A 19,595-nucleotide genomic window follows, 5' to 3' on the forward strand; every position below is an offset into this window, starting at 1 on the left:
ATGGCGCTGTCCGAAGCGGTCATCGTCGACGTCGTCCGCACCCCCTCCGGGCGCGGCAAGCCGGACGGCGAGCTGTCTGACATCCATCCGGCCGACCTCCTGGCCGGAGTGCTGCTCGAACTGGTGGGACGCACCGGCATCGATCCCGCCATCGTCGACGACGTGATCGGTGGATGCGTCACCCAGTCGGGCGAGCAGGCCGGCAACATCACCCGGACGGCGGTGCTGAGCGCGGGGTTCCCGGAGAGCGTGCCGGCCGTGACGATCGACCGGCAGTGCGGCTCCAGCCAGCAGGCCGCGGCGTTCGCGGCGCAGGGCGTGATGTCGGGGGCGTACGACGTGGTGATCGCCTGCGGTGTCGAGTCGATGAGCCGCGCGCCGATGGGGTCGAACGTGCAGGGCGCATCCCTCGGCGGCGAACTGCTGAAGACGCGGTACCCGGACGGACTGGTGAACCAGGGCGTCGCCGCCGAACTGATCGCCGACCGCTGGGGTTTCAGCCGGGCGCAGCTCGACGACTACGCCGCGGACTCGCACGGCCGCGCCGCCTGGGCCGCGGCGAGCGGCGCGTTCGAGGGGGAGCTTGTCGGAGTCCCGACGCCCGACTCCGGCAGCGTCGTTGCGGACGAGACCATCCGTCCGGGGACGACCGTCGAGAAGCTCGCGCAGCTGCAGCCGGTGTTCCGCACCGACCGCCTGGCGGAGCGCTTCCCGCAGCTCGAGTGGCGAATCACCGCGGGCAACTCGTCGCCCCTGACCGACGGCGCCTCCGCCGCCCTGATCATGAGCGCCGATGCGGCCAAGCGGCTGGGCCTGCGTCCGCGCGCCCGATTCCACTCGTTCGCCGTCGCCGGGAGCGACCCGTTGCTGATGCTGACCGGCATCCTTCCCGCCACCCGCAAGCTGCTCGACCGCAGCGGGGTGCGGATGGACGAGATCGACGCGTACGAGGTCAACGAAGCGTTCGCGCCCATCCCGTTGCTCTGGCGCGAGGAGTTCGACGCGGACCCGTCGCGGCTCAACCCGCACGGCGGGGCGATCGCGCTCGGGCACGCGCTCGGCTCGTCCGGCACGCGCCTGCTGGCGACGCTGCTCAACGAGGTCGAGTCGCGTGGCGGACGCTACGGCCTGCAGACCATGTGCGAGGGCGGCGGCACCGCCAACGCGACCCTCATCGAAGTCCTGCGCTGACCGCGCATCGACGCAACGGCCCACAGAACGACACGAAGGAGAACCATGCAGCTCGACGGATGCTCGGCCATCGTCACCGGCGGAGCCAGCGGACTCGGAAACGCCACCGCGCACGCGCTCACCGAGGCGGGCGCCCGTGTCGTCATCCTCGACCTCCCCAGCTCGGAGGGCGAGAAGGCCGCGATCGCCCTCGGCCCCGGCGCCCGGTTCGTCGCCGCGGATGTCACCGACGAGGCGCAGGTGCAGGCGGCGGTGGACACCGCATCCGGTCTCGCCCCGTTGCGCGTGGTCGTCAACTGCGCCGGCATCGCCACTGCCGAGAAGGTGCTGGGTCGCGACGGCGTCATCCCGCTCGAGCACTTCGAGCGCGTGATCCGCGTGAATCTGATCGGCACGTTCAACGTCGTGCGGCTCGCCGCGGCGGCGATCGCGCAGACCGAGCCCGTCGGCGAGGAGCGCGGCGTGATCGTCAACACGGCATCGGTCGCCGCGTTCGACGGCCAGATCGGCCAGCCGGCGTACTCCGCGTCGAAGGGCGGGGTCGCGGCCATGACGCTGCCGTTGGCGCGGGAGTTCGCGCGCAGTCTCATCCGCGTGATGACGATCGCACCGGGGATCTTCGAGACCCCGATGATGGCGGGGTTGCCGCAGGCGGCGCAGGACTCGCTGGCCGCGCAGGTGCCGCATCCCTCGCGGCTCGGCCGGCCGGCGGAGTATGCCGCGCTGGTGCGCGCGATCGTCGAGAACCCGATGCTCAACGGGGAGACGATCCGCCTCGACGGCGCGATCCGGATGCAGCCCAAGTAGTCGGGTCCGCCTCGCGATCTGCGCCAAATCGCGGCAAAGGGCGGCCCAATCCCACGATTTGGCGCAAATCTCGCGCAATAGGCACGCGGGTCACGCGCCCGAGTGCGCCTCCAGGAACGCGTACACGTCGGAGTCGTCGACGCCCGGGAACGACCCGGACGGCAGCGGCGACAGGATGTGCGCGTGCAGCCGCGCGCTCGGCCACGCCTTGCCCGCCCACCGTCCTGACAGCGTCGCGGGCGGACGCTTGCAGCACGACTCGTCAGGGCAGCGCGACTCGGCGCGCACGGTCGTCTCGCGGCCGCGGAACCACTTCGCCTCATCGAACGGCACGCCGACGCTGATCGAGAAGCCGCCCTCCGCGGTCGTCCCGGTCTGCGTCGCGCACCAGTAGGTGCCGGCCGGGGTGTCGGTGTACTGGTACAGCTCCGTGGTCCGGTTGGTGTGGGTGAACGCCGTCCGCGCTCCCCACTTCCGGCAGACGACCTGGCCCTCGATGGATCCCGTCACATCTGTCGGCAGCGGGAGCCCGTCGTTCTCGTAGCCCTTGTACAGCGCTCCGTCGTCGCCGACGCGGAGGAAGTGCATCGTCATGTCGAGGTGGCTTGTCGCCAGGTTCGTCAGCCGGAGCGCGGCCGCCTCATGCGTGACACCGAAGGCGTCGCGGAAGTCCTCGACGGCGAGGTCCTTGTCCTTCTTCGCCTGTTGCAGGAATGCGACGGCGGCTTCGCGCGGCATGAGGCAGCAGGCCGCGAAGTAGTTGATCTCCAGCCGCTGCCGGAGGAAGTCCGCGTACGACGCGGGGCGGGTGTGCCCGAGCAGCCGGTGCGCCATCGCCTGGAGTGCCATCGAGCGGAGGCCGTGGCCACCGGGGATGGACGCGGGCGGCAGGTAGATCCGCCCGTTCTCGAGGTCGGTGATCGACCGCGCCGACCGGGGGAGATCGTTGACGTAGATGAGCTCGAAGCCCAGCTGCTCGGCCATGACGCTGACCTCGCGGTGCGTCAGGGCTCCGCGGACATGGCCCGACGCCCGGACCCGCTGCTCCGCGAGCTCCTCGATCTCGGGCATGTAGTTGTGCTGGGCGCGCATCCGCTCGCGCAGTTCGGTGTTCGCCCGCCGGGCCTCTTCGGGCGTCGCGATCGCCTCGCTCGCCCGCCGGCTCAGCTCGCGGTGCAGGCCGACGATGGCCCGGAGCGTCTCGGTCGGGGTGCCCTTGGTCGGCTTGACCGTCGGCAGCCCGAGCGAGGCGTACAGCGGCCCGCGCTGCGCCCGGGCGAGTTCGATCTCGAGGGCGGCGCGCTCGTCCGGCGGCTCGGCCGACAGCAGGTCGGCCGGCTGGACGCCGAGCGCGGCCGCGAGCGAGCTCAGAAGCGAGATGCGGGGCTCGCGCTTGCCGTTCTCGATCAGCGACAGCTGGCTGGCGGCTACACCGGCCGCCGCGCCCAGGTCGTCGAGGGTCATGCCGCGCCGGGTGCGGAAGTGCCGGATGCGGTGGCCGAGCGTGGCGACGTCGATGTCGCCCGTGTCCACGGGAGTGCTCATCGCTTCACGATAGCGAAAGATTCGCGATTCTTACAGGGGAATTCGCGGTCACAACGCCCGGAACCTCGCGGATGCTGGAGGTGACTCCACTTCTTACGACGAAAAGGACTCCGTCATGAGCATCGCCGAGCTGACCCTCACCGACACGGCCCCGTCCGACGGGATGGATGCCGTGCGCGCCTGGGTCGACGACATCGCCGCCCTCACGCAGCCCGACGAGGTCGTCTGGTGCGACGGCTCCCTCGCCGAGACCGACCGGCTGACCAAGCAGCTCGTCGCGGAGGGCAAGCTCATCCGGCTGAACCCCGAATGGCGGCCGAACAGCTTCCTCGCGCGCACCGACCCCGGCGACGTCGCCCGGGTCGAAGACCGCACGTTCATCTGCTCGGCGGACGAGACAGACGCCGGCCCGACGAACAACTGGCGGGAGCCCGACGTGATGCGCGCCGAGCTCCGCGAGGTGTTCGCGGGCAGCATGCGCGGACGGACCATGTACGTCGTCCCGTTCTCGATGGGACCGGTCGGCGGCCCGATCTCGCAGGTCGGCATCCAGCTCACGGACTCGGCGTATGTGGCTGTGAGCCTCGGGATGATGACCCGCGTCACCGAGACCGTGCTCGACCTGATCTCGGCCGGGCAGCCGTGGGTTCCGACCGTGCACAGCGTCGGCTTCCCCCTCGTCGACGCCGAGGGGACCCGTCGCGACGATGTGCCGTGGCCGTGCAACACGACCAAGTACATCGTGCAGTTCCCGGAGACCCGGGAGGTGTGGTCGTACGGTTCGGGGTACGGCGGCAACGCCATCCTCGCGAAGAAGTGCTTCGCTCTGCGGATCGCGTCGGTGATGGCGCGCGACGAGGGCTGGCTGGCCGAGCACATGCTCATCATCAAGGTGACGTCGCCCGAGGGCCGCGTCTTCCACTTCGCCGCGGCGTTCCCGTCGGCGTGCGGCAAGACGAACCTGGCGATGCTGCAGCCGAGCATCCCGGGCTGGACGGTCGAGACGATCGGCGACGACATCGCCTGGCTGCGCCCGGGTCCGGACGGCCGGCTGCGCGCGATCAACCCGGAGGCGGGCTTCTTCGGCGTCGCGCCGGGCACCGGCGAGAGCACGAACCGCACGGCGGTCGAGACGCTGTGGGGCAACACGATCTTCACCAACGTGGCACTGCGCGACGACGGCGACGTCTGGTGGGAGGGGCTGACCGACGAGCCGCCTGCCCACCTGATCGACTGGGAGGGGAAGGACTGGACGCCCGACAGCGGTCGCCCGGCCGCGCATCCGAACTCCCGCTTCACCGTGAGCGCCGCGCAGTGCCCGTCCATCGCCGACGATTGGGATGCCTTCGACGGGGTGCCGATCGACGCGATCCTGTTCGGCGGACGGCGTGCGACGAACGTCCCGCTTGTGGCGCAGGCGCGCGACTGGCGTCACGGGGTGTTCATCGGGGCGACGATCTCGTCGGAGCGCACCGCCGCGGCCGAGGGGACGGTCGGCGAGCTGCGGCGCGACCCGTTCGCGATGCTGCCGTTCTGCGGCTACAACATGGCCGACCACTGGGCGCACTGGCTCGAGATGGGGGAGCGGCTCGGCGAGCACGCGCCGGCCGTGTTCCAGGTGAACTGGTTCCGCACGGGGGACGACGGGCGCTTCCTGTGGCCGGGCTTCAGCGAGAACGCCCGGGTGATCGAGTGGATCGCCCGGCGTGTAGAGGGGAGTGCGGGAAGCGTCACGACACCGATCGGGCAGTTGCCGGTGGTGGAGGAGCTGGACCTGGAGGGACTCGATCTCCCGGAGCAGGATGTGGAGGCACTCTTCGAGGTCGACCTGGAGAGCTGGCTCGCCGAGTGCGATCTGACGGACGAGTTCTTCGCCCGCTTCGGCTCCCGTGTCCCGGCCGCCCTCCGCGCCGAGCTCGCGTCCCTCCGCTACCACCTCCGCGCCTGACCGCCCCCCAAGCCAACAGCTCCTGAGTTTTTCGCCCTTTTCGGTCGATCTGGGCGGAAAAACTCAGGAGCTGTTGGCGTCGGGGCGGGGTGGAGGTTAGACGAGGAGTTGGTGCTTGGCGAGGTCGCGGTAGAGCGGCGTGGTCTCGACGAGCTCGGAGTGCGTGCCGCTGCCGATGACGCGACCGTGGTCGAGCACCACGATCTGGTCGGAGTCGACCACGGTGGACAGCCGGTGCGCGATCACGAGCAGCGTGCGGTCCTCCGCAACGGCGTCGATCGCCTCCCGCATGAGCTGCTCGTTGCGCCCGTCGAGGCTCGACGTGGACTCGTCGAGAAGCAGGACGGGCGGAGCGGCAAGCAGCGCACGGGCGATCGCGAGACGCTGTCGCTCGCCGCCGGAGAGCATGATGCCGTCCTCGCCGACCGGTGCGCCAAGGCCGAGCTCGCTCCGCTCCAGCACCTCGGTCAGGTTGACGGCGTGCAGGACGTCGACGCACTCCTGGTCGGTCGCGTCCGGCGCCGCCAGCGTCAGGTTGTCGCGCAGCGAGCCGGCCAGCACGGGCGCATCCTGCTCGACATAGCCGATCTGGGAGCGGAGGGAGACGCGGTCGAGGGTGCGCACGTCCATCCCGCCGAAGCGCACCTCGCCCGCCTGCGGGTCGTAGAACCGCTCGACCAGCGCGAGGATGGTCGACTTGCCCGCACCGGACGGCCCGACGAGCGCCGTCCGCTTGCCGCGCGGAACCCGGAAGCTGACGCCCTGCAGCACTCCGCCGTGCCGCTGCGTGCCCTCGTCCGAGCCGGCTCCGGCCGCAGCCTCCGCCTCGGCGACGACGTCCGCTCCGGTCAGCGCCTCGAACGCGAGTCGCTCCGGTGTCGGCTGCTCGGGCGTCGGCTGCTGGCCGCCGCCGCTGGCCGGGCGGGACCCATCCGCCGTATCCTCCGGCGCGGCGCTCTCCGGGTACGCGAACCGCACATCCACGAACTCGATCGCGGGCGCCTCCGGGGCGAGCGCCTCGTTTGCGGCACCGACGGTCAGGGCCAGCGGAGCGATGTCGCGGTCGTGCTGGTCCTCGGTCGGCAGGTCGAGGATCTCCTGGATGCGGCCCAGCGCCCCGAGCGCCGAGTTGACCGCCGCTATGGCGCCGAACGCCTGTCCGAGCGGCAGGATCATCATGAACAGGAACAGGATGAACGCGACCAGGTTCGCGACCGTGATAGCCCCGCTGGCGACGCGGAACCCGCCCACGCCGAGCACGACCAGGAACGACACCTGCATGGCGATGCCGGCGACGGGGACGACGAGCGCCGAGATCTTCGCGACCCGGATGCCCATCCGCCAGGCTCCGGTCGCGTCCTCGTCCACCGCCGCGATCTCGCGCTCGGTGGCATTGGAGGCGCGGATGGTCCGCACCGAGCTGATCGCGCGCTCGACCGCGGCGGCCAGGTCGCCGACCTTGTTCTGCCCCTTCTGGCTCGCGACGCGGATGCGGCCGGAGAGCAGCACGACGACGACGATCGAGACCGCGACGACGAGCACGGTCAGCCCGAGCAGCACCGGGTCGATGATGAGCATCGCGATCAGGGCGCCGATGAACGTGAGCGCCCCGCCGATCGCCTCGACCAGGCCCTGCGTCAGGACGGCACGCAGCAGCGTGGTGTCCGACCCGACCCGGGAGACCAGATCGCCCGTGCGCCGGGTGTCGAACTCGCTGATCGGCAGCCGCAGCAGCCGCCCGACGAGCTTGCGCCGAGACGACAGCACGACGCCTTCGCCGGTGCGCTGCAGCAGATAGTGCTGGTACCCCGAGATGATCCCGGAGATCACCACGAGGGCGATGAGCCCCCAGACCAGGCCGCCGAGCGGCTCCTGCTTCCCGACCACCTCGATGACCTGGCTGACCAGGAGCGGCTGGGCGAGGCTCGCCGCGGCGCCCAGGATGCTGAGCACGATGACGAAGGCGAGGACACGCTTGTGCTCCAGCAGGTACGGGAGCAGCTGCGAGAACCGCGCGCGGGGGCCGGCGTCGTCGGTGGGCCGTCCGAAGCCGCGACGGCGGCGGGCGGGTGCTGACGTGGTGGACATGACGGTGTCTCCGTTCGGGGGAGGAGGAGGGGCGTCGGGATCGTTGCTTTGCGCTAACTCCGACCGTACTTCTTGTGAACTGCCTGTTTGCTGACACCGAGGGCGAGCGCGATCAGCTGCCAGGTCGCGTTGGCGTTCCGGGCGCGCCGCACCGCGACACCTTCGAGGCGGTCGAGCTCGCGGTGCATCTTCGCGATGGCCCGGAGGGCGACGATCGGGTCGTCGGAGTCGGCGTCGCCGGCGAGGGTCTGCAGTGTTCCGGAGTCCATGGCGTCAACCATAGTTGACCCCACGTGCAACGTCAACCTGGATTGACTTTCGCCACCCCCTCCCAATGTCCCCGGTCGCGGCTACAGTGCTGAACTATGCCGACGCCCGTCATCGCCGCCCGAGACCTGGTCAAGAAGTACAAGGACTTCCCGGCCGTCGACGGCATCAGCTTCGAGGTGGAGCCGGGGGAGTCGTTCGGGCTCCTCGGGCCGAACGGCGCGGGCAAGTCCACCACGATGCGGATGATCGGCGCGGTCTCGACCCGCACCGCCGGTTCGCTCAGCATCCTCGGTCTCGACCCCGACACGTACGGGCCGGAGATCCGATCGCAGCTCGGCGTCGTGCCGCAGGCGGACAACCTCGACACCGAGCTCCGCGTGCGCGACAACCTCATCGTCTACGGGCGCTACTTCGGCCTGCCGTCCTCCCGCGTGCGCGCTCGGGCGGACGAGCTCCTCGCCTTCGCCCAGCTCGAGGACAAGGCCAAGGCGAAGGTCGACGACCTCTCGGGCGGGATGAAGCGCCGGCTCACCATCGCCCGCGCGCTCATCAACGACCCGCGCATCCTGCTTCTCGACGAGCCGACGACCGGCCTCGACCCGCAGGCGCGCCACATCCTCTGGGACCGCCTCTTCCGCCTCAAGGAGCAGGGCACGACGTTGGTGCTGACCACCCACTACATGGATGAGGCCGAGCAGCTCTGCGACCGCCTGGTCGTGGTCGACAAGGGCACCATCATGGCGGAGGGTTCTCCGGCGGCCCTCATCCGCGAGTACTCGACCCGCGAGGTGCTCGAGGTCCGTTTCGGCTCGGAGCGCAATGCGGAGGTCGCGGAGCGGCTCGACGGCATCGGCGACCGCATCGAGGTGCTGCCCGACCGCATCCTCGTCTATAGCGACGACGGCGAGGCCGAGCTGGTCCGCATCGCCGAGCGCGGACTGCACCCGCTGACGAGCCTGGTGCGACGGTCGAGCCTCGAGGATGTCTTCCTCCGGCTCACCGGACGGAGCCTGATCGAATGAGCGTTGCAGTCGGCCCCGCCGGGGGAGCGGCCGGCGATCCGGGCCCTGAGACCCGCGCCGAGGCGCGGGAGGCGCTCGCCGCTGCCGCACGGCCACGGCGCTTCGGCGCCTGGTACGTGGCCGAGCACCGCTTCCGGGTGATGCGCTCGTACCTGCAGACCGTGCTGGTCACCGGGTTCGGCAACCCGCTGCTCTATCTTCTCGCGATGGGCCTCGGGCTCGGCTCCCTGGTCAGCGCCAACATGGGCCCGAACGCCGTGGACGGCGTGAGTTACCTCGCGTTCGTCGCCCCTGCGCTCCTCTGCACGGCGGCGGTCACCGTGGCGAGCGAGGAGTTCACCTACCCGATCATGCTCGGGTTCAAGTGGAACCCGACCTTCTACGGCATCAACGCCTCGCCGATCTCTCCGGGCCAGATCATCGACGGCGTCGTCATCGCCGTCGTCGCCCGCATCCTGGGCACGAGCGCCATCTACTTCGCGTTCATGGTGCTGTTCGGCGCGGTCCCGAGCCCGTGGGGCTGGGTCAGCATCCTGGTCGGCACCCTCGGAGGCCTCGCCTTCGGTGCGCCGATCATGGCGTACGTGGCGACGCTGGAGCAGGACACCGGCCAGATCGCCATGCTGATGCGGTTCGTGCTGCTGCCGATGAGCCTGTTCTCCGGGACGTTCTTCCCGCTGTCCTCCATGCCGTGGTTCCTCCAGTGGATCGGGTGGATCTCACCGCTCTGGCACTCCACCGAGTTGAGCCGCGTGTTCACCTACGGCATGAGCGAGCCGCTCTGGCTGTCGGTCGTCCACGTCGTGTACCTCGCTGCGCTCTTCGTCGCCTTCTGGCTGTGGAGCCGCCGCATCGCCGCGAGGAGGTTGAACAAGTGACCGCGACCGACCAGCGTCTCGCCGCCTCCACCGCACGCCCGCGGGCGATGCGTGCGCTGTACGCCGGCAACGCCCGCTCCGTGATGCAGCGCGGCTGGTCGGCGACGCGCAGCACCAACTGGCTGGTGATCGTGTCGGGCTTCTTCGAGCCGATCTTCTACCTGCTCTCGCTCGGGATCGGCTTCGGAGCGCTCGTCGGCGACGTGCAGACGTCGTCCGGTCAGACGGTCCCGTACGCGGCCTTCATCGCTCCGGCGCTGCTCGCGACCGCCGCGATGAACGGCGCCGTGTACGACTCCACCTGGAACGTCTTCTTCAAGATGCACTTCGCGAAGCTGTACGAGGGGATGCTGGCCACCTCGCTCGGGCCGCTCGATGTCGCGCTGGGCGAGATCCTGCTGGCCCTTCTGCGCGGTGCGCTGTACGCGCTGGGCTTCATGCTGGTGATGCAGGCGCTCGGACTCAACCTGTCGTGGTGGGCGCTGCTCGCGCTGCCCGCGGTGCTGCTCATCGCGTTCGGGTTCGCCAGCTTCGGGATGGGCATCACCAGCTACATGAAGACGTTCCAGCAGATGGACTGGATCAACTTCATCCTGCTGCCCATGTTCCTGCTGTCGGCGACCTTCTACCCGATCACCGTGTACCCCGAGCCGATCCAGGTGATCATCAAGGCGCTCCCGCTGTGGCACGGCGTCGAGCTGGTCCGTGGTCTCACCACGGGCATGGTCGACTGGGGGATGCTCTGGCACGTCCTGTACTTCCTGGTCATGATCCTGCTCGGCCTGATCCTGACCACCCGCCGCCTGCGCGCCCTCTTCCTCGACTGAAACGGCGAGAGACCGAGCGCGTCAGCTCACGTTGTCAGTGAAGTCGGTGTCGCGCGTCTCCTTCGAGAGCAGGAGGGCGATCAGCGTCAGCACACCGGCGAGCGACAGGTAGACGCCGACCCAGAATGTGCTGCCGTCCGCGAGCGTCCACAGCCACACCGCGATGGTCGGTGCGACGGCCGCGCCGAGCACGCTGGACAGGTTGTAGGAGATCGCCGAACCGGTGTAGCGGACGTTCGTCGGGAACAGCTCCGGCAGCTCCGCGCCCATCGGCCCGAAGGTGAGTCCCATCAGCGTGAAGCCGATGATGAGGAGCGCCATCGTGCCGACCGTGCCGCCCGCGAACAGCGGGACGAACAGCAGACCGAACACGATGATCCCCAGGGTGACCCAGATCAGCGTCTTGCGGCGGCCGAAGCGCTCGGCGAGCGGACCGGCGACCAGCGTGAAGATGCCGAAGAACACGACACCGATGATGAGCATGACGAGGAAGTCGTTGCGGCTGTAGCCGAGGCCGGGCACGAAGGTCGACGCGTCGAAGGGCTTTCCGGCCTTCTCCGCCGCGGCCTGCGCCTGCTGGGCGGACGCCGCCGTGGTGCCGTAGGTCAGCGTGAACGCCGTCATCAGGTAGAAGAGTACGTACGTGGCCAGCATGATGAAGGTGCCGAGCACGATCTGCCACCAGCTGGTGCGGAAGACGCGGGCGAGCGGCAGCTTGGCGACCTCGCCGGTGTCGACGACCTTCTGGAACGCCGGGGTCTCGACGAGCTTCAGGCGGACGTAGAGGCCGACGACGACGAGCACGGCGCTCAGGAGGAACGGGATGCGCCAGCCCCAGGCGGCGAAGGCGTCGGGGGAGATCGTCAGGCTGAGGATGAGGAACAGCACGTTCGCGACGATGAAGCCGATGGGAGCGCCGAGCTGCGGGAACGTCCCGTAGATGGCGCGCTTGCCGGCCGGGGCGTTCTCGGTGGCGAGCAGCGCGGCGCCGCTCCACTCACCGCCCAGGCCGAGGCCCTGGCAGAACCGCATCACGACGAGGAGGAACGGCGCCCAGAACTCCCAGCCCGGCACCTGCGCGGTCGGCAGGCACCCGATGAGCACCGTGGCGATGCCCATGGTGAGCAGCGAGCCGACGAGGGTGCCCTTGCGGCCGATCCTGTCGCCGAAGTGGCCGAACAGAATGGAGCCGACCGGTCGCGCGATGAAGGCGACGCCGAACACGGCGAACGACGACAGCAGGGCGGTCGTCGGGTTCTGGTTGGTGAAGAAGAGGGAGGGGAACACCAGGACGGCGGCGGTCGCGTAGACGTAGAAGTCGTAGAACTCGATCGACGTGCCGATGAGGCTGGCGAGGATGACGCGTCCGCGGGTGTTCGCGGGCGCCGGGGTGGTGACGGGGGCCGTCGTAGACATGCGTTTGGAGAGCTTCCGGTGAAGGCGAGAGAGGCCGCATGGCGTGCGCGGCGTCGGTCGGGCGGAAGGCGCGCGTGGGCGGGAGGTCGGAAAGCGCTTGTGGCGCACCTTCTACCCTATGCGGCCTCACGCGAGCCCGCCGAATCGGTGTGCTCGGTACGCTGAGGGCATGGAAACACTGTTCGCTGTGCTGCACGTCGTGACCGCCGTGTTCATCGTCGGCCCGATGGCCATCCTCCCCATGACGGCGATGCGCGCTGTCCGCGCGGGCGACGCCCGCCAGGTCGAGACGCTCGCGAAGTCGACCAACCTGCTGTCGCTGCTCTCCCTGCTGGTCGTGCTGTTCGGCTTCGGCGTCATGGGCCTGGCGGACAAGAAGTACGACCTCAGCGTGACGACGCCGTGGATCCTGTGGTCGATCATCCTCTACGTCGTCGCCCTGGGTCTGACGCTGTTCGTCGTCGTGCCGGCCATGCGCCGCGCCGCCGAGGCGCTGCGCGACGGCACCGCGTCCCGGTACCCGCAGATCGCCGCGGGGTCGGGGGTCGCGAGTCTGCTGCTTCTCGCGGTGGTCGTGCTCATGGTCTGGAAGCCGTAGTCGCATCCGCTCGCTGCGCGCTCCGCTCTTGACGCGGGGCGCGCATTCTTCTACTCTCTTATTCAACAGAAACATTGATAAACGAAACGGTTGATCATGCAAGATGAGGACGGTCTCGACCGGGCGTTCGCCGCTCTGGCGGATCCGGTGCGCCGGGCGATCGTCGCCCGCCTCAGCCGGGGTCCGGCGACGGTGAACGAGCTCGCGGAGCCGTTCGACATCACCCTGCAGGCGGTGTCGCGGCACATCGCCGTGCTCGAGGCGGCCGGCCTGGTCTCGCGAACGCGCGAGGCCCAGCGTCGCCCCGTCCACCTCGACGCCGCAGCGCTCGAGCGCCTCACCTCCTGGATCGACCGCTATCGCCTCGAGGCGGAGTCGCGTTACCGCCGCCTCGACGCCGTCCTCACCCACCAGCAGACCAGCAGCACCCCGAACAGGGAGAAGAGATCATGAGCAACCCCGTCGTCATCGAAGCCGTACCGGGCACGTCGTACGCCGACCTCACCCGGGAGTTCGACGCTCCCGCCGAGGCCGTCTTCCGCGCCCACGCCGATCGCGAGTCCTTCGCCGAGTGGATCGGCCCGCGCAGCCTCAGCACCACCATCACCGAGTGGGACTTCCGCACCGGCGGCGCGTACGCCTACGAGCAGCGCGACACGGACGGATCCGTCTACGCGTTCCGCGGCGTGTTCCACAGCGTCGTCGAGAACGAGCTGATCATCCAGACGTTCGAGTACGTCGGGATGCCGGACGAGGTGGCGCTCGAGCGCATGCGCTTCGAGGAGCTGCCGGACGGCCGCTCCCGCCTGTCCGCCCGGTCGGTCATGAGCTCGCGCGAAGCGCTCGAGAGCATGATCGAGAACGGAATGGAGTACGGCGTCCGCGAGGGATACGAGAAGCTCGACGAACTGCTGCTCCGGCGCGGTGCGTGAGCGGCGGAACGGCAGAAGGGACGCGACATGAGCACCACCTATCTCCACGCGGTGGCGTCGCTCGACGGCTTCATCGCCGACGACCACGACGACGTCGGACCGCTGCACGACTGGTACTTCAACGGCGACCATCCGCTCGAGGTGGAGGACCATCCCGAAGTGCACAGCGGCCCGTTCCGGGTCTCCGCCGCCTCGGTCGACTACGTGAGCGGGATGTGGTCGCGGCAGGGCGCGCTCGTCATCGGCCGCCGGCTCTTCGACCTCACGAACGGATGGGAGGGGCACCCGCCGGCGAGCCAGCACGTGGTGGTCGTCTCCCATCGTCCGAAGCCGGACGACTGGCATCCCGAGGCGTCGTACCACTTCGTCGACTCGGTGGAGGGTGCCGTGGCGCTCGCGCAGGAGCTCGCCGGCGACGACGAGGTCGGCGTCACCGCCGGCGACATCGGCGGCCAGGCCCTCGCGCTCGGTCTCATCGACTACGTCGCGATGGATCTGGTGCCCGCCGTCTTCGGCCGCGGCAAGCGCTACTTCGGCTCGTTCACGGGCGGACCGCTCGTGCTCGACGATCCGGACATCGTGATCCCGGGGGAGCGTGTGCTGCACCTGCGCTACCCGGTGCGCCGCGGACCCGCGTCGCAGAACACCCACCAGGAGGCATCATGACCACCGCTGACCCGACCGCCAATCCCACCGCCAATCCGACCCCGCCCGTGCCCGCCGGGGCGATGATGCTCGAACTGGTGATGCTGCCGGTCTCGGATATCGACCGCTCCCTCGAGTTCTACCGCGACCACGTCGGCTTCACACTGGATGTGGATGTGCGCCCGGCGGAGGGCGTCCGCGTCGTCCAGCTGACGCCGCCGGGTTCCTACTGCTCGGTCACGATGACGAGCGGGATCGGGCAGGCGCCGTCGGAGCCCGGCTCCGTGCGCGGACTGCATCTGGTCGTCGCCGACATCGAGGCGGCCCGTGCGGCGCTCGTCGAGCGCGGCGTCGATGTGTCGCCGGTCCAGGACATGGGCGGAGTGTTCTACGCCTGGTTCGCCGACCCCGACGGAAACACGTGGGCGCTCCAGCACATGCCCTGGCGGGCATAGACCGGAGCGCCCAGGCGCTTCGTCGTCTCGTGCGTGATCAGCCGCGCAGCGAGCGGAGGGCGATGGCCGTCGCGAGAGCTGCGTGAGCGGCCTCGGCGCCCTTGTCCTCCTTGGAGTCCTCGAAGCCGGCGCGGTCGATGCCCTGGGCCTCGTCATCGAGAGTCAGCACGCCGAACCCGACCGGCTTCCCGGTGTCGATGGCGACCCGGGTGAGGCCGTCGGTCGCGGCGGCCGACACGTACTCGAAGTGCGGGGTGCCGCCGCGGATGATCACGCCGAGCGCGACCACCGCATCCGCCCCCGCCTCCAGCGCGGCCTTGGAGACGACGGGCAGCTCGAAGCTGCCGGGAACCCGGACGAGCGTGTGGGTCGCGCCCGACGCATCCAGGGTCCGCTTCGCGCCGGCGATGAGGCCTTCGCTGATCGTCTCGTGCCAGCTGCCGGCGACGACGACGACGTTCAGGCCGCTCCCGTCGATCCGCTCCTCGGCGTTCGGGGCTCCCGCTCCGCTCATCGTGCAGTCCTCTCCGCCGCGAGTCCCGCGGCCGTCTCGGTGGTCGTGGACACCGGATCGATGTCCCCGATCGCGTGACCCATGCGGTCGCGCTTGGTCTCCAGGTACCCCTCGTTGAAGGCGCCGACGCCGACGACGAGCGGAACGCGCTCCTCGACCTCGATGCCGTGCTCCTCCAGCTGGCGCACCTTCTCCGGGTTGTTGGTCAGCAGGCGCACCGACTCGATGCCGAGGTCCTGCAGGATGGCCGTGGCCGCCCCGTAGTCCCGGGCGTCGATCGGAAGGCCGAGGGCGAGGTTGGCGTCGAGCGTGTCGAGCCCCTCCTCCTGCAGCTTGTACGCGCGCAGCTTATTGATGAGGCCGATGCCGCGGCCTTCGTGTCCGCGCAGGTAGACGACGACGCCGCCCTCCCGCTGGATGGTGTCGAGCGCCGCGTCGAGCTGCGGACCGCACTCGCACTTCAGCGAGCCGAACGCCTCACCGGTCAGGCACTCCGAGTGGACGCGGATGAGCGTGCCCTCGCGCTGCGGGTTGCCCGCCACGATGGCGACGTGGTCGGCGCCCGTCATGCGGTCGCGGTAGGCGCGCATCCGGAACGGCCCGTGCGTCGTCGGCACGGTCGTCTCGACCTCGAAGATCACGCGGGAGGTCTCGGGGATGGGCGTCACCGTCTCCAGGGGCTGGTCGCAGTGGAACTCCTGCAGGTAGGCGATCAGCGACTCGATCGTGACGACGAGCACGCCCTCGCGCCGACCCAGTTCGATGAGGCCGGGGAGGCGCATCATCTCGCCGTCGTCGGCGACGATCTCGGCGATGGCGCCGACCGGCGTCATCCCGGCGAGCTTGAGCAGGTCGACCGCTGCCTCGGTGTGCCCGTCTCGTTCACGGACGCCGCCCTCCACCGCACGGAGCGGCAGGATGTGGCCCGGCCGGTGCAGGCTCGACGGCGTCGAGTCCAGGTCGGCGAGCACGCGGAGGGTGTGCGCGCGGTCGGCGGCGCTGATGCCCGTGGAAAGACGGTCCGCCGCATCCACGCTGACCGTGTAGTTGGTGCCGCGGGCGTCCTCGTTGTGGGCGACCATCACGGGCAGCTCGAGGCGGTCCGCGATCTCGTTCGTCATCGGCGCGCAGATGAACCCCGAGGAGTTCTTCACCGTCCAGGCGATCCACTCCTGGCTCGCCAGCTCGGCGGCGAGGACGACATCGCCCTCGTTCTCACGGCTCTCGTTGTCCACGACGATGACGGGCCGGCCCGCGCGCAGTTCCGCGAGGGCCTCGGGGATGGTGGCCAGGCTCATGATGCGCTCCGTTCGCTCAGTGCCGGTTCGAGCGCGAGCATGCGCTCCACATGACGGGCCAGGATGTCCGTCTCGATGTTGACCCTGTCGCCCACGACACGGTCGCCGAGGGTCGTCGCGGCCAGCGTCTCGGGGATCAGCGAGACCTCGAACCAGCCGTCCTCGCGTCCGCCGCCCACAGCGCTGACCGTGAGGGAGACGCCATCGATCGCGATCGATCCCTTGCGCGCGACCAGCGGCGCGTGCTCGGGGTCGAGGCTCAGCCGCACGACGCGCCAGGCGCTGCCGTCGGTGATCGCCAGCACGGTCGCCGTGCCGTCGATGTGACCCTGGACGATGTGACCGCCCAGGCGGTCGCCGACCTGCGCCGCGCGCTCCAGGTTGACGCGCCGGCCGGGCTGGACGCCGTCCAGCGTGCTGATCGCGAGGGTCTCGGCCATCACATCCGCCGTGAACGTCTCTGCGTCCTTGTCGATGACGGTCAGGCAGACGCCGCTGACCGAGATGGAGTCGCCGTGCCGGGCGTCGCTGACGGCCAGCGGGCCGCGCACGGTGACGCGGGCGGCGTCCTCGGTGTGCTCGACGGCGGTGATCTCGCCCAGCTCTTCGATGATTCCGGTGAACATGATCGTCAGCCCTCCTGGCCGGTGGGGATCGGGGGTGTGGGGAAGATGTCGGCCCCGGCCACATCGACGCGATCGTCGATGTGTGCGGCAGTGCGGGGTGCGCCGTCGGGGACGGGGACGGCTCGGATGAGCAGATCGCCGCCGAGGCGCTCGACGTCGATCACGCGCAGGCGGCGCTGGTCGGCGATGGTCTCGACGCCGAGGTCGCCGAGGGCGACCCGCGGGCCGCCGAGGAGCGTGGGCGCGAGATAGATCGCGTACTCGTCGACGAGGCCGGCGGCGACGAACGCGCTCGCCAGCGTCGGACCGCCCTCGACGTAGACGCGCCGGAAGCCGCGCTGGTGCAGATCGGCGACCACCTCGTCCAGGTCGTGCGTTCCCTCGAAGACGACGGGGTTGGGGTGGCGGAACACCGCCGCGTCCTTCGGGATCGCGCGGGTGCCCACCACGACCGGCGTCGGCTGGGTGCCCATCAGCTCTCCCGCGTCGCCCCGCGCCGTGAGGCTCGGGTCGTCGGCGAGCACCGTCCCGGTGCCGACGACGATGGCGTCGGACGCCTCCCGCTGCTCGTGCACGCGCTGCCGGGCCGCTGCGCCGGTGATCCACTTGCTGGTGCCATCGGCCGCGGCGGCCCGGCCGTCGAGGCTGCTCGCCCACTTGACGACGATGTACGGCCGGCCGAGGCGGGCGGCGGTGAGCCAGTCGCCCAGGAAGGCGTCGATCTCGTCGCGCAGCACGCCGCCGATGACCTCGACGCCGGCCTCGCGGAGGCGCTGGGCGCCGCCGCTGGAGTGGTGACCCGGGTCGTCGGTGCCGTAGACGACGCGGGCGACGCCCGCCTCGATGAGTGCCTCGGAGCACGGGCCGGTGTGACCCCAGTGGTTGCACGGCTCGAGCGTGACGACGGCCGTCGCCCCGCGGGCGCCGCCCTCGGCCAGCTGGCTCAGCGCATCCACCTCGGCGTGCGCGGTGCCGACGCCGCGGTGCCAGCCTTCCGCGAGCACGTGGCCCTCCGCGTCGAGGATCACGCAGCCGACCCGGGGGTTGACGCCCCGGGCGGGACCGTTCGCGGCGAGCTCGAGAGCCGTGCGCATGGGGGCTTCCCACGTCATCCCGTTGCCATCCTGTCTCATGTCGAGACGTGTCGCCGGGGTCGCGTGGGCGCCAGCCCATGCGGGCTGCCCACCGTGCTTCCTCCCATCCGGACTGAGCGAGCGGGCTTTCGCCTGCACGCATTACCGTCGGTGCCGGAATTCCACCGGCTCAGCAGGACGCCTGGGCGTCCCGCTCGCGGACTGTCACCGCCGGTTCGGACTTTCACCGACCCCGGAGCACGTATTTCGTTGTCGAGTCTAGATCAACGCGCCGTCGCGCCGTCTATTCCCTGGTCGGTGCGACGCCGCGTTACGCGGCGGCGACGGCGGTCGGCTCGCCCGCCGGCTCCACCTGCGCGGGCTGCGTCAGCTGCACGAGCGCCCGTGCCGTCCCCTCGTCGACGATCAGGTCGGTGATGAGCCCGGCGGCGAGGGCGCCACGGAGGCTGTGCACCTTGGACGGGCCGGAGACGATGCAGACCCGGCGCGGCACGCGCTTGATCAGGTCGATGTCCGGGCCGCTGGCCCGTTCGTTCAGCGGGATGCCGTGGTGGCTGCCGTCCTCGCGGAAGAAGACGGTCGCGACGTCGCCGACCACACCGGACTCGTCGAGCGACGCGTAGTCGGCCTGGTCGAGGTAGCCGCCGGCATAGACGTGCGAGCGGACCTCCGAGAACGGGGATCCGAGACCGAAGAGGGCGACATCCATGCGCTCCTGGATGTCGAGGATGCGCCGGGTGCTGCGCTCGCGCCACATGGCGGTCTTGGTCTGCGGGTCGTCGAACAGGGCGGGCACAGGGAACTCCTGGATGGTGCCCGAATACGTGTCGCCGAACCGGCGCAGGATCTCGGACGCATACAGCACACCGGTCGTGTAGGTGTTGCCGGCGCCGTTGAGCTGCACGAACTCGACGTTGTGCAGCTCCTTCGGGATGAGGTGCCTGCTCAGGGCGCTCATGGTCGAGCCCCACGCGACCCCCACGGTCTGGTTGGAGTCGATGAATCTGTCGAGAATTCGTGCAGCGGAGATGGCGACGCGCTCCAGGCGGTCGACGTCGCTGATGGCGCTCGGCATGGGGACGATGTGGGCCGCGATGCCGAACCGGTCGTGGATCGCCTGCTGGATGCGGCTCGCACCTTCGTGCGGCTCGGCGATCTGGATGGTGACGAGTCCGGACGAGCGGGCGTAGCTGAGCAGCCGGGAAACGCTGGAGCGCGAGGTGTGCATCTCGTGCGCGATCGCTTCCATCGTGAGGTCCTGCATGTAGTACAGGTGGCCCGCCTTGAGGGCGTCGCGGACCTTGTCGGGCAGGTGCTCGGTGTCGGGCTGGGGCATTCGGGGCCTCTTTCTCCTCCGGCACGTTCTCTTCAAGCGGATCGGGGCATGTGCACGTATGTGCATCCAGCTTGATCGAAGTTGTGCCGCCACGAAAACTATAGC

Annotated in this window: 20 protein-coding genes and 1 riboswitch; of the genes, 11 read left to right on the plus strand and 9 right to left on the minus strand. The window is 70.0% G+C overall.

The annotated features are described in order from the left end of the window. Positions 1-1,191, plus strand: a complete 1,191-nt coding sequence (locus ABIC47_RS08830) for a thiolase family protein (RefSeq protein WP_502910228.1) — start codon at positions 1-3, stop codon at positions 1,189-1,191. 45 nt (positions 1,192-1,236) lie between these two features. Next, positions 1,237-1,998 carry a 3-hydroxyacyl-CoA dehydrogenase gene (locus tag ABIC47_RS08835; RefSeq protein ID WP_354479508.1) on the plus strand — a complete coding sequence of 254 codons (762 nt, stop codon included), beginning with the start codon at positions 1,237-1,239 and terminating at the stop codon, positions 1,996-1,998. Between the two features lie 90 nt (positions 1,999-2,088). On the opposite strand, the gene ABIC47_RS08840 is transcribed toward ABIC47_RS08835, so the two are convergent. Then, entirely contained in the window at positions 2,089-3,543 is a 1,455-nt protein-coding gene (locus ABIC47_RS08840; RefSeq protein WP_089874722.1) for an XRE family transcriptional regulator, read from the minus strand. Positions 3,544-3,658: 115 nt separating this feature from the next. Here ABIC47_RS08840 and ABIC47_RS08845 point away from each other — a divergent pair, with 115 nt between their 5' ends. Further along, positions 3,659-5,491 carry a phosphoenolpyruvate carboxykinase (GTP) gene (locus tag ABIC47_RS08845; protein ID WP_354479511.1) on the plus strand — a complete coding sequence of 611 codons (1,833 nt, stop codon included), beginning with the start codon at positions 3,659-3,661 and terminating at the stop codon, positions 5,489-5,491. 96 nt (positions 5,492-5,587) lie between these two features. On the opposite strand, the gene ABIC47_RS08850 is transcribed toward ABIC47_RS08845, so the two are convergent. After that, positions 5,588-7,579 (minus strand): ABC transporter ATP-binding protein, encoded by a 1,992-nt coding sequence (locus tag ABIC47_RS08850; RefSeq protein ID WP_354479514.1) that lies wholly within the window; start codon positions 7,577-7,579, stop codon positions 5,588-5,590. A 53-nt stretch (positions 7,580-7,632) separates the two neighbouring features. Beyond that, entirely contained in the window at positions 7,633-7,848 is a 216-nt protein-coding gene (locus ABIC47_RS08855) for a hypothetical protein (protein ID WP_354479517.1), read from the minus strand. A gap of 96 nt (positions 7,849-7,944) precedes the next feature. On the opposite strand from ABIC47_RS08855, the gene ABIC47_RS08860 reads away from it, so the two are divergent. From ABIC47_RS08860 to ABIC47_RS08870, 3 genes are read left to right on the plus strand one after another with little or no spacing between them, the layout of a single operon-like run. Next, on the plus strand, positions 7,945-8,871 hold the full coding sequence (locus ABIC47_RS08860; RefSeq protein WP_018189974.1) for an ABC transporter ATP-binding protein: 927 nt from the start codon (positions 7,945-7,947) through the stop codon (positions 8,869-8,871). After that, positions 8,868-9,749 carry an ABC transporter permease gene (locus ABIC47_RS08865; protein WP_018189975.1) on the plus strand — a complete coding sequence of 294 codons (882 nt, stop codon included), beginning with the start codon at positions 8,868-8,870 and terminating at the stop codon, positions 9,747-9,749. Before ABIC47_RS08860 ends, ABIC47_RS08865 begins: the two co-directional genes overlap by 4 nt. Positions 9,750-9,796: 47 nt before the next feature. Continuing rightward, the gene (locus tag ABIC47_RS08870) at positions 9,797-10,576 is read left to right on the plus strand and encodes an ABC transporter permease (protein ID WP_354480131.1); all 780 of its coding nucleotides are present in this window, start codon (positions 9,797-9,799) and stop codon (positions 10,574-10,576) included. Between the two features lie 21 nt (positions 10,577-10,597). On the opposite strand, the gene ABIC47_RS08875 is transcribed toward ABIC47_RS08870, so the two are convergent. Then, complete coding sequence (locus tag ABIC47_RS08875; RefSeq protein ID WP_354479521.1) at positions 10,598-11,992, minus strand: MFS transporter; 1,395 nt, start codon at positions 11,990-11,992, stop codon at positions 10,598-10,600. A gap of 169 nt (positions 11,993-12,161) precedes the next feature. Between ABIC47_RS08875 and ABIC47_RS08880 the strand changes: the two genes are divergently transcribed. The 5 genes from ABIC47_RS08880 to ABIC47_RS08900 all read left to right on the plus strand — a co-directional run bounded on the left by ABIC47_RS08880 (position 12,162) and on the right by ABIC47_RS08900 (position 14,622). Next, entirely contained in the window at positions 12,162-12,590 is a 429-nt protein-coding gene (locus tag ABIC47_RS08880; RefSeq protein WP_089874731.1) for a DUF2269 family protein, read from the plus strand. A gap of 96 nt (positions 12,591-12,686) precedes the next feature. Next, the gene (locus tag ABIC47_RS08885; RefSeq protein WP_309856985.1) at positions 12,687-13,043 is read left to right on the plus strand and encodes an ArsR/SmtB family transcription factor; all 357 of its coding nucleotides are present in this window, start codon (positions 12,687-12,689) and stop codon (positions 13,041-13,043) included. Continuing rightward, entirely contained in the window at positions 13,040-13,522 is a 483-nt protein-coding gene (locus ABIC47_RS08890) for an SRPBCC family protein (protein ID WP_354479524.1), read from the plus strand. The genes ABIC47_RS08885 and ABIC47_RS08890 overlap by 4 nt, the downstream gene beginning before the upstream one ends. 27 nt (positions 13,523-13,549) lie before the next feature. Next, on the plus strand, positions 13,550-14,188 hold the full coding sequence (locus ABIC47_RS08895; protein ID WP_354479527.1) for a dihydrofolate reductase family protein: 639 nt from the start codon (positions 13,550-13,552) through the stop codon (positions 14,186-14,188). Then, positions 14,185-14,622 carry a VOC family protein gene (locus tag ABIC47_RS08900; RefSeq protein ID WP_020075468.1) on the plus strand — a complete coding sequence of 146 codons (438 nt, stop codon included), beginning with the start codon at positions 14,185-14,187 and terminating at the stop codon, positions 14,620-14,622. The genes ABIC47_RS08895 and ABIC47_RS08900 overlap by 4 nt, the downstream gene beginning before the upstream one ends. A 37-nt stretch (positions 14,623-14,659) precedes the next feature. On the opposite strand, the gene ribH is transcribed toward ABIC47_RS08900, so the two are convergent. From ribH to ABIC47_RS08925, 5 genes are all read right to left on the minus strand, one after another. After that, a complete protein-coding gene (gene ribH, locus ABIC47_RS08905) occupies positions 14,660-15,136 on the minus strand; it encodes a 6,7-dimethyl-8-ribityllumazine synthase (RefSeq protein WP_089874737.1) in 477 nt (158 codons plus the stop codon). Continuing rightward, a complete protein-coding gene (locus tag ABIC47_RS08910) occupies positions 15,133-16,434 on the minus strand; it encodes a bifunctional 3,4-dihydroxy-2-butanone-4-phosphate synthase/GTP cyclohydrolase II (protein ID WP_018189984.1) in 1,302 nt (433 codons plus the stop codon). Before ABIC47_RS08910 ends, ribH begins: the two co-directional genes overlap by 4 nt. Further along, positions 16,431-17,060 carry a riboflavin synthase gene (locus tag ABIC47_RS08915; protein ID WP_018189985.1) on the minus strand — a complete coding sequence of 210 codons (630 nt, stop codon included), beginning with the start codon at positions 17,058-17,060 and terminating at the stop codon, positions 16,431-16,433. The genes ABIC47_RS08910 and ABIC47_RS08915 overlap by 4 nt, the downstream gene beginning before the upstream one ends. Before the next feature lie 5 nt (positions 17,061-17,065). Beyond that, entirely contained in the window at positions 17,066-18,154 is a 1,089-nt protein-coding gene (ribD, locus tag ABIC47_RS08920) for a bifunctional diaminohydroxyphosphoribosylaminopyrimidine deaminase/5-amino-6-(5-phosphoribosylamino)uracil reductase RibD (RefSeq protein WP_354479532.1), read from the minus strand. A gap of 90 nt (positions 18,155-18,244) precedes the next feature. Then, positions 18,245-18,398: riboswitch (FMN riboswitch) on the minus strand. A gap of 66 nt (positions 18,399-18,464) precedes the next feature. Next, positions 18,465-19,490 (minus strand): sugar-binding transcriptional regulator, encoded by a 1,026-nt coding sequence (locus ABIC47_RS08925; RefSeq protein ID WP_089874743.1) that lies wholly within the window; start codon positions 19,488-19,490, stop codon positions 18,465-18,467. Positions 19,491-19,595 lie beyond the last annotated feature (105 nt).

The sequence above is a fragment of the Leifsonia sp. 563 genome (assembly GCF_040545055.1).
Classification (GTDB): domain Bacteria; phylum Actinomycetota; class Actinomycetes; order Actinomycetales; family Microbacteriaceae; genus Leifsonia.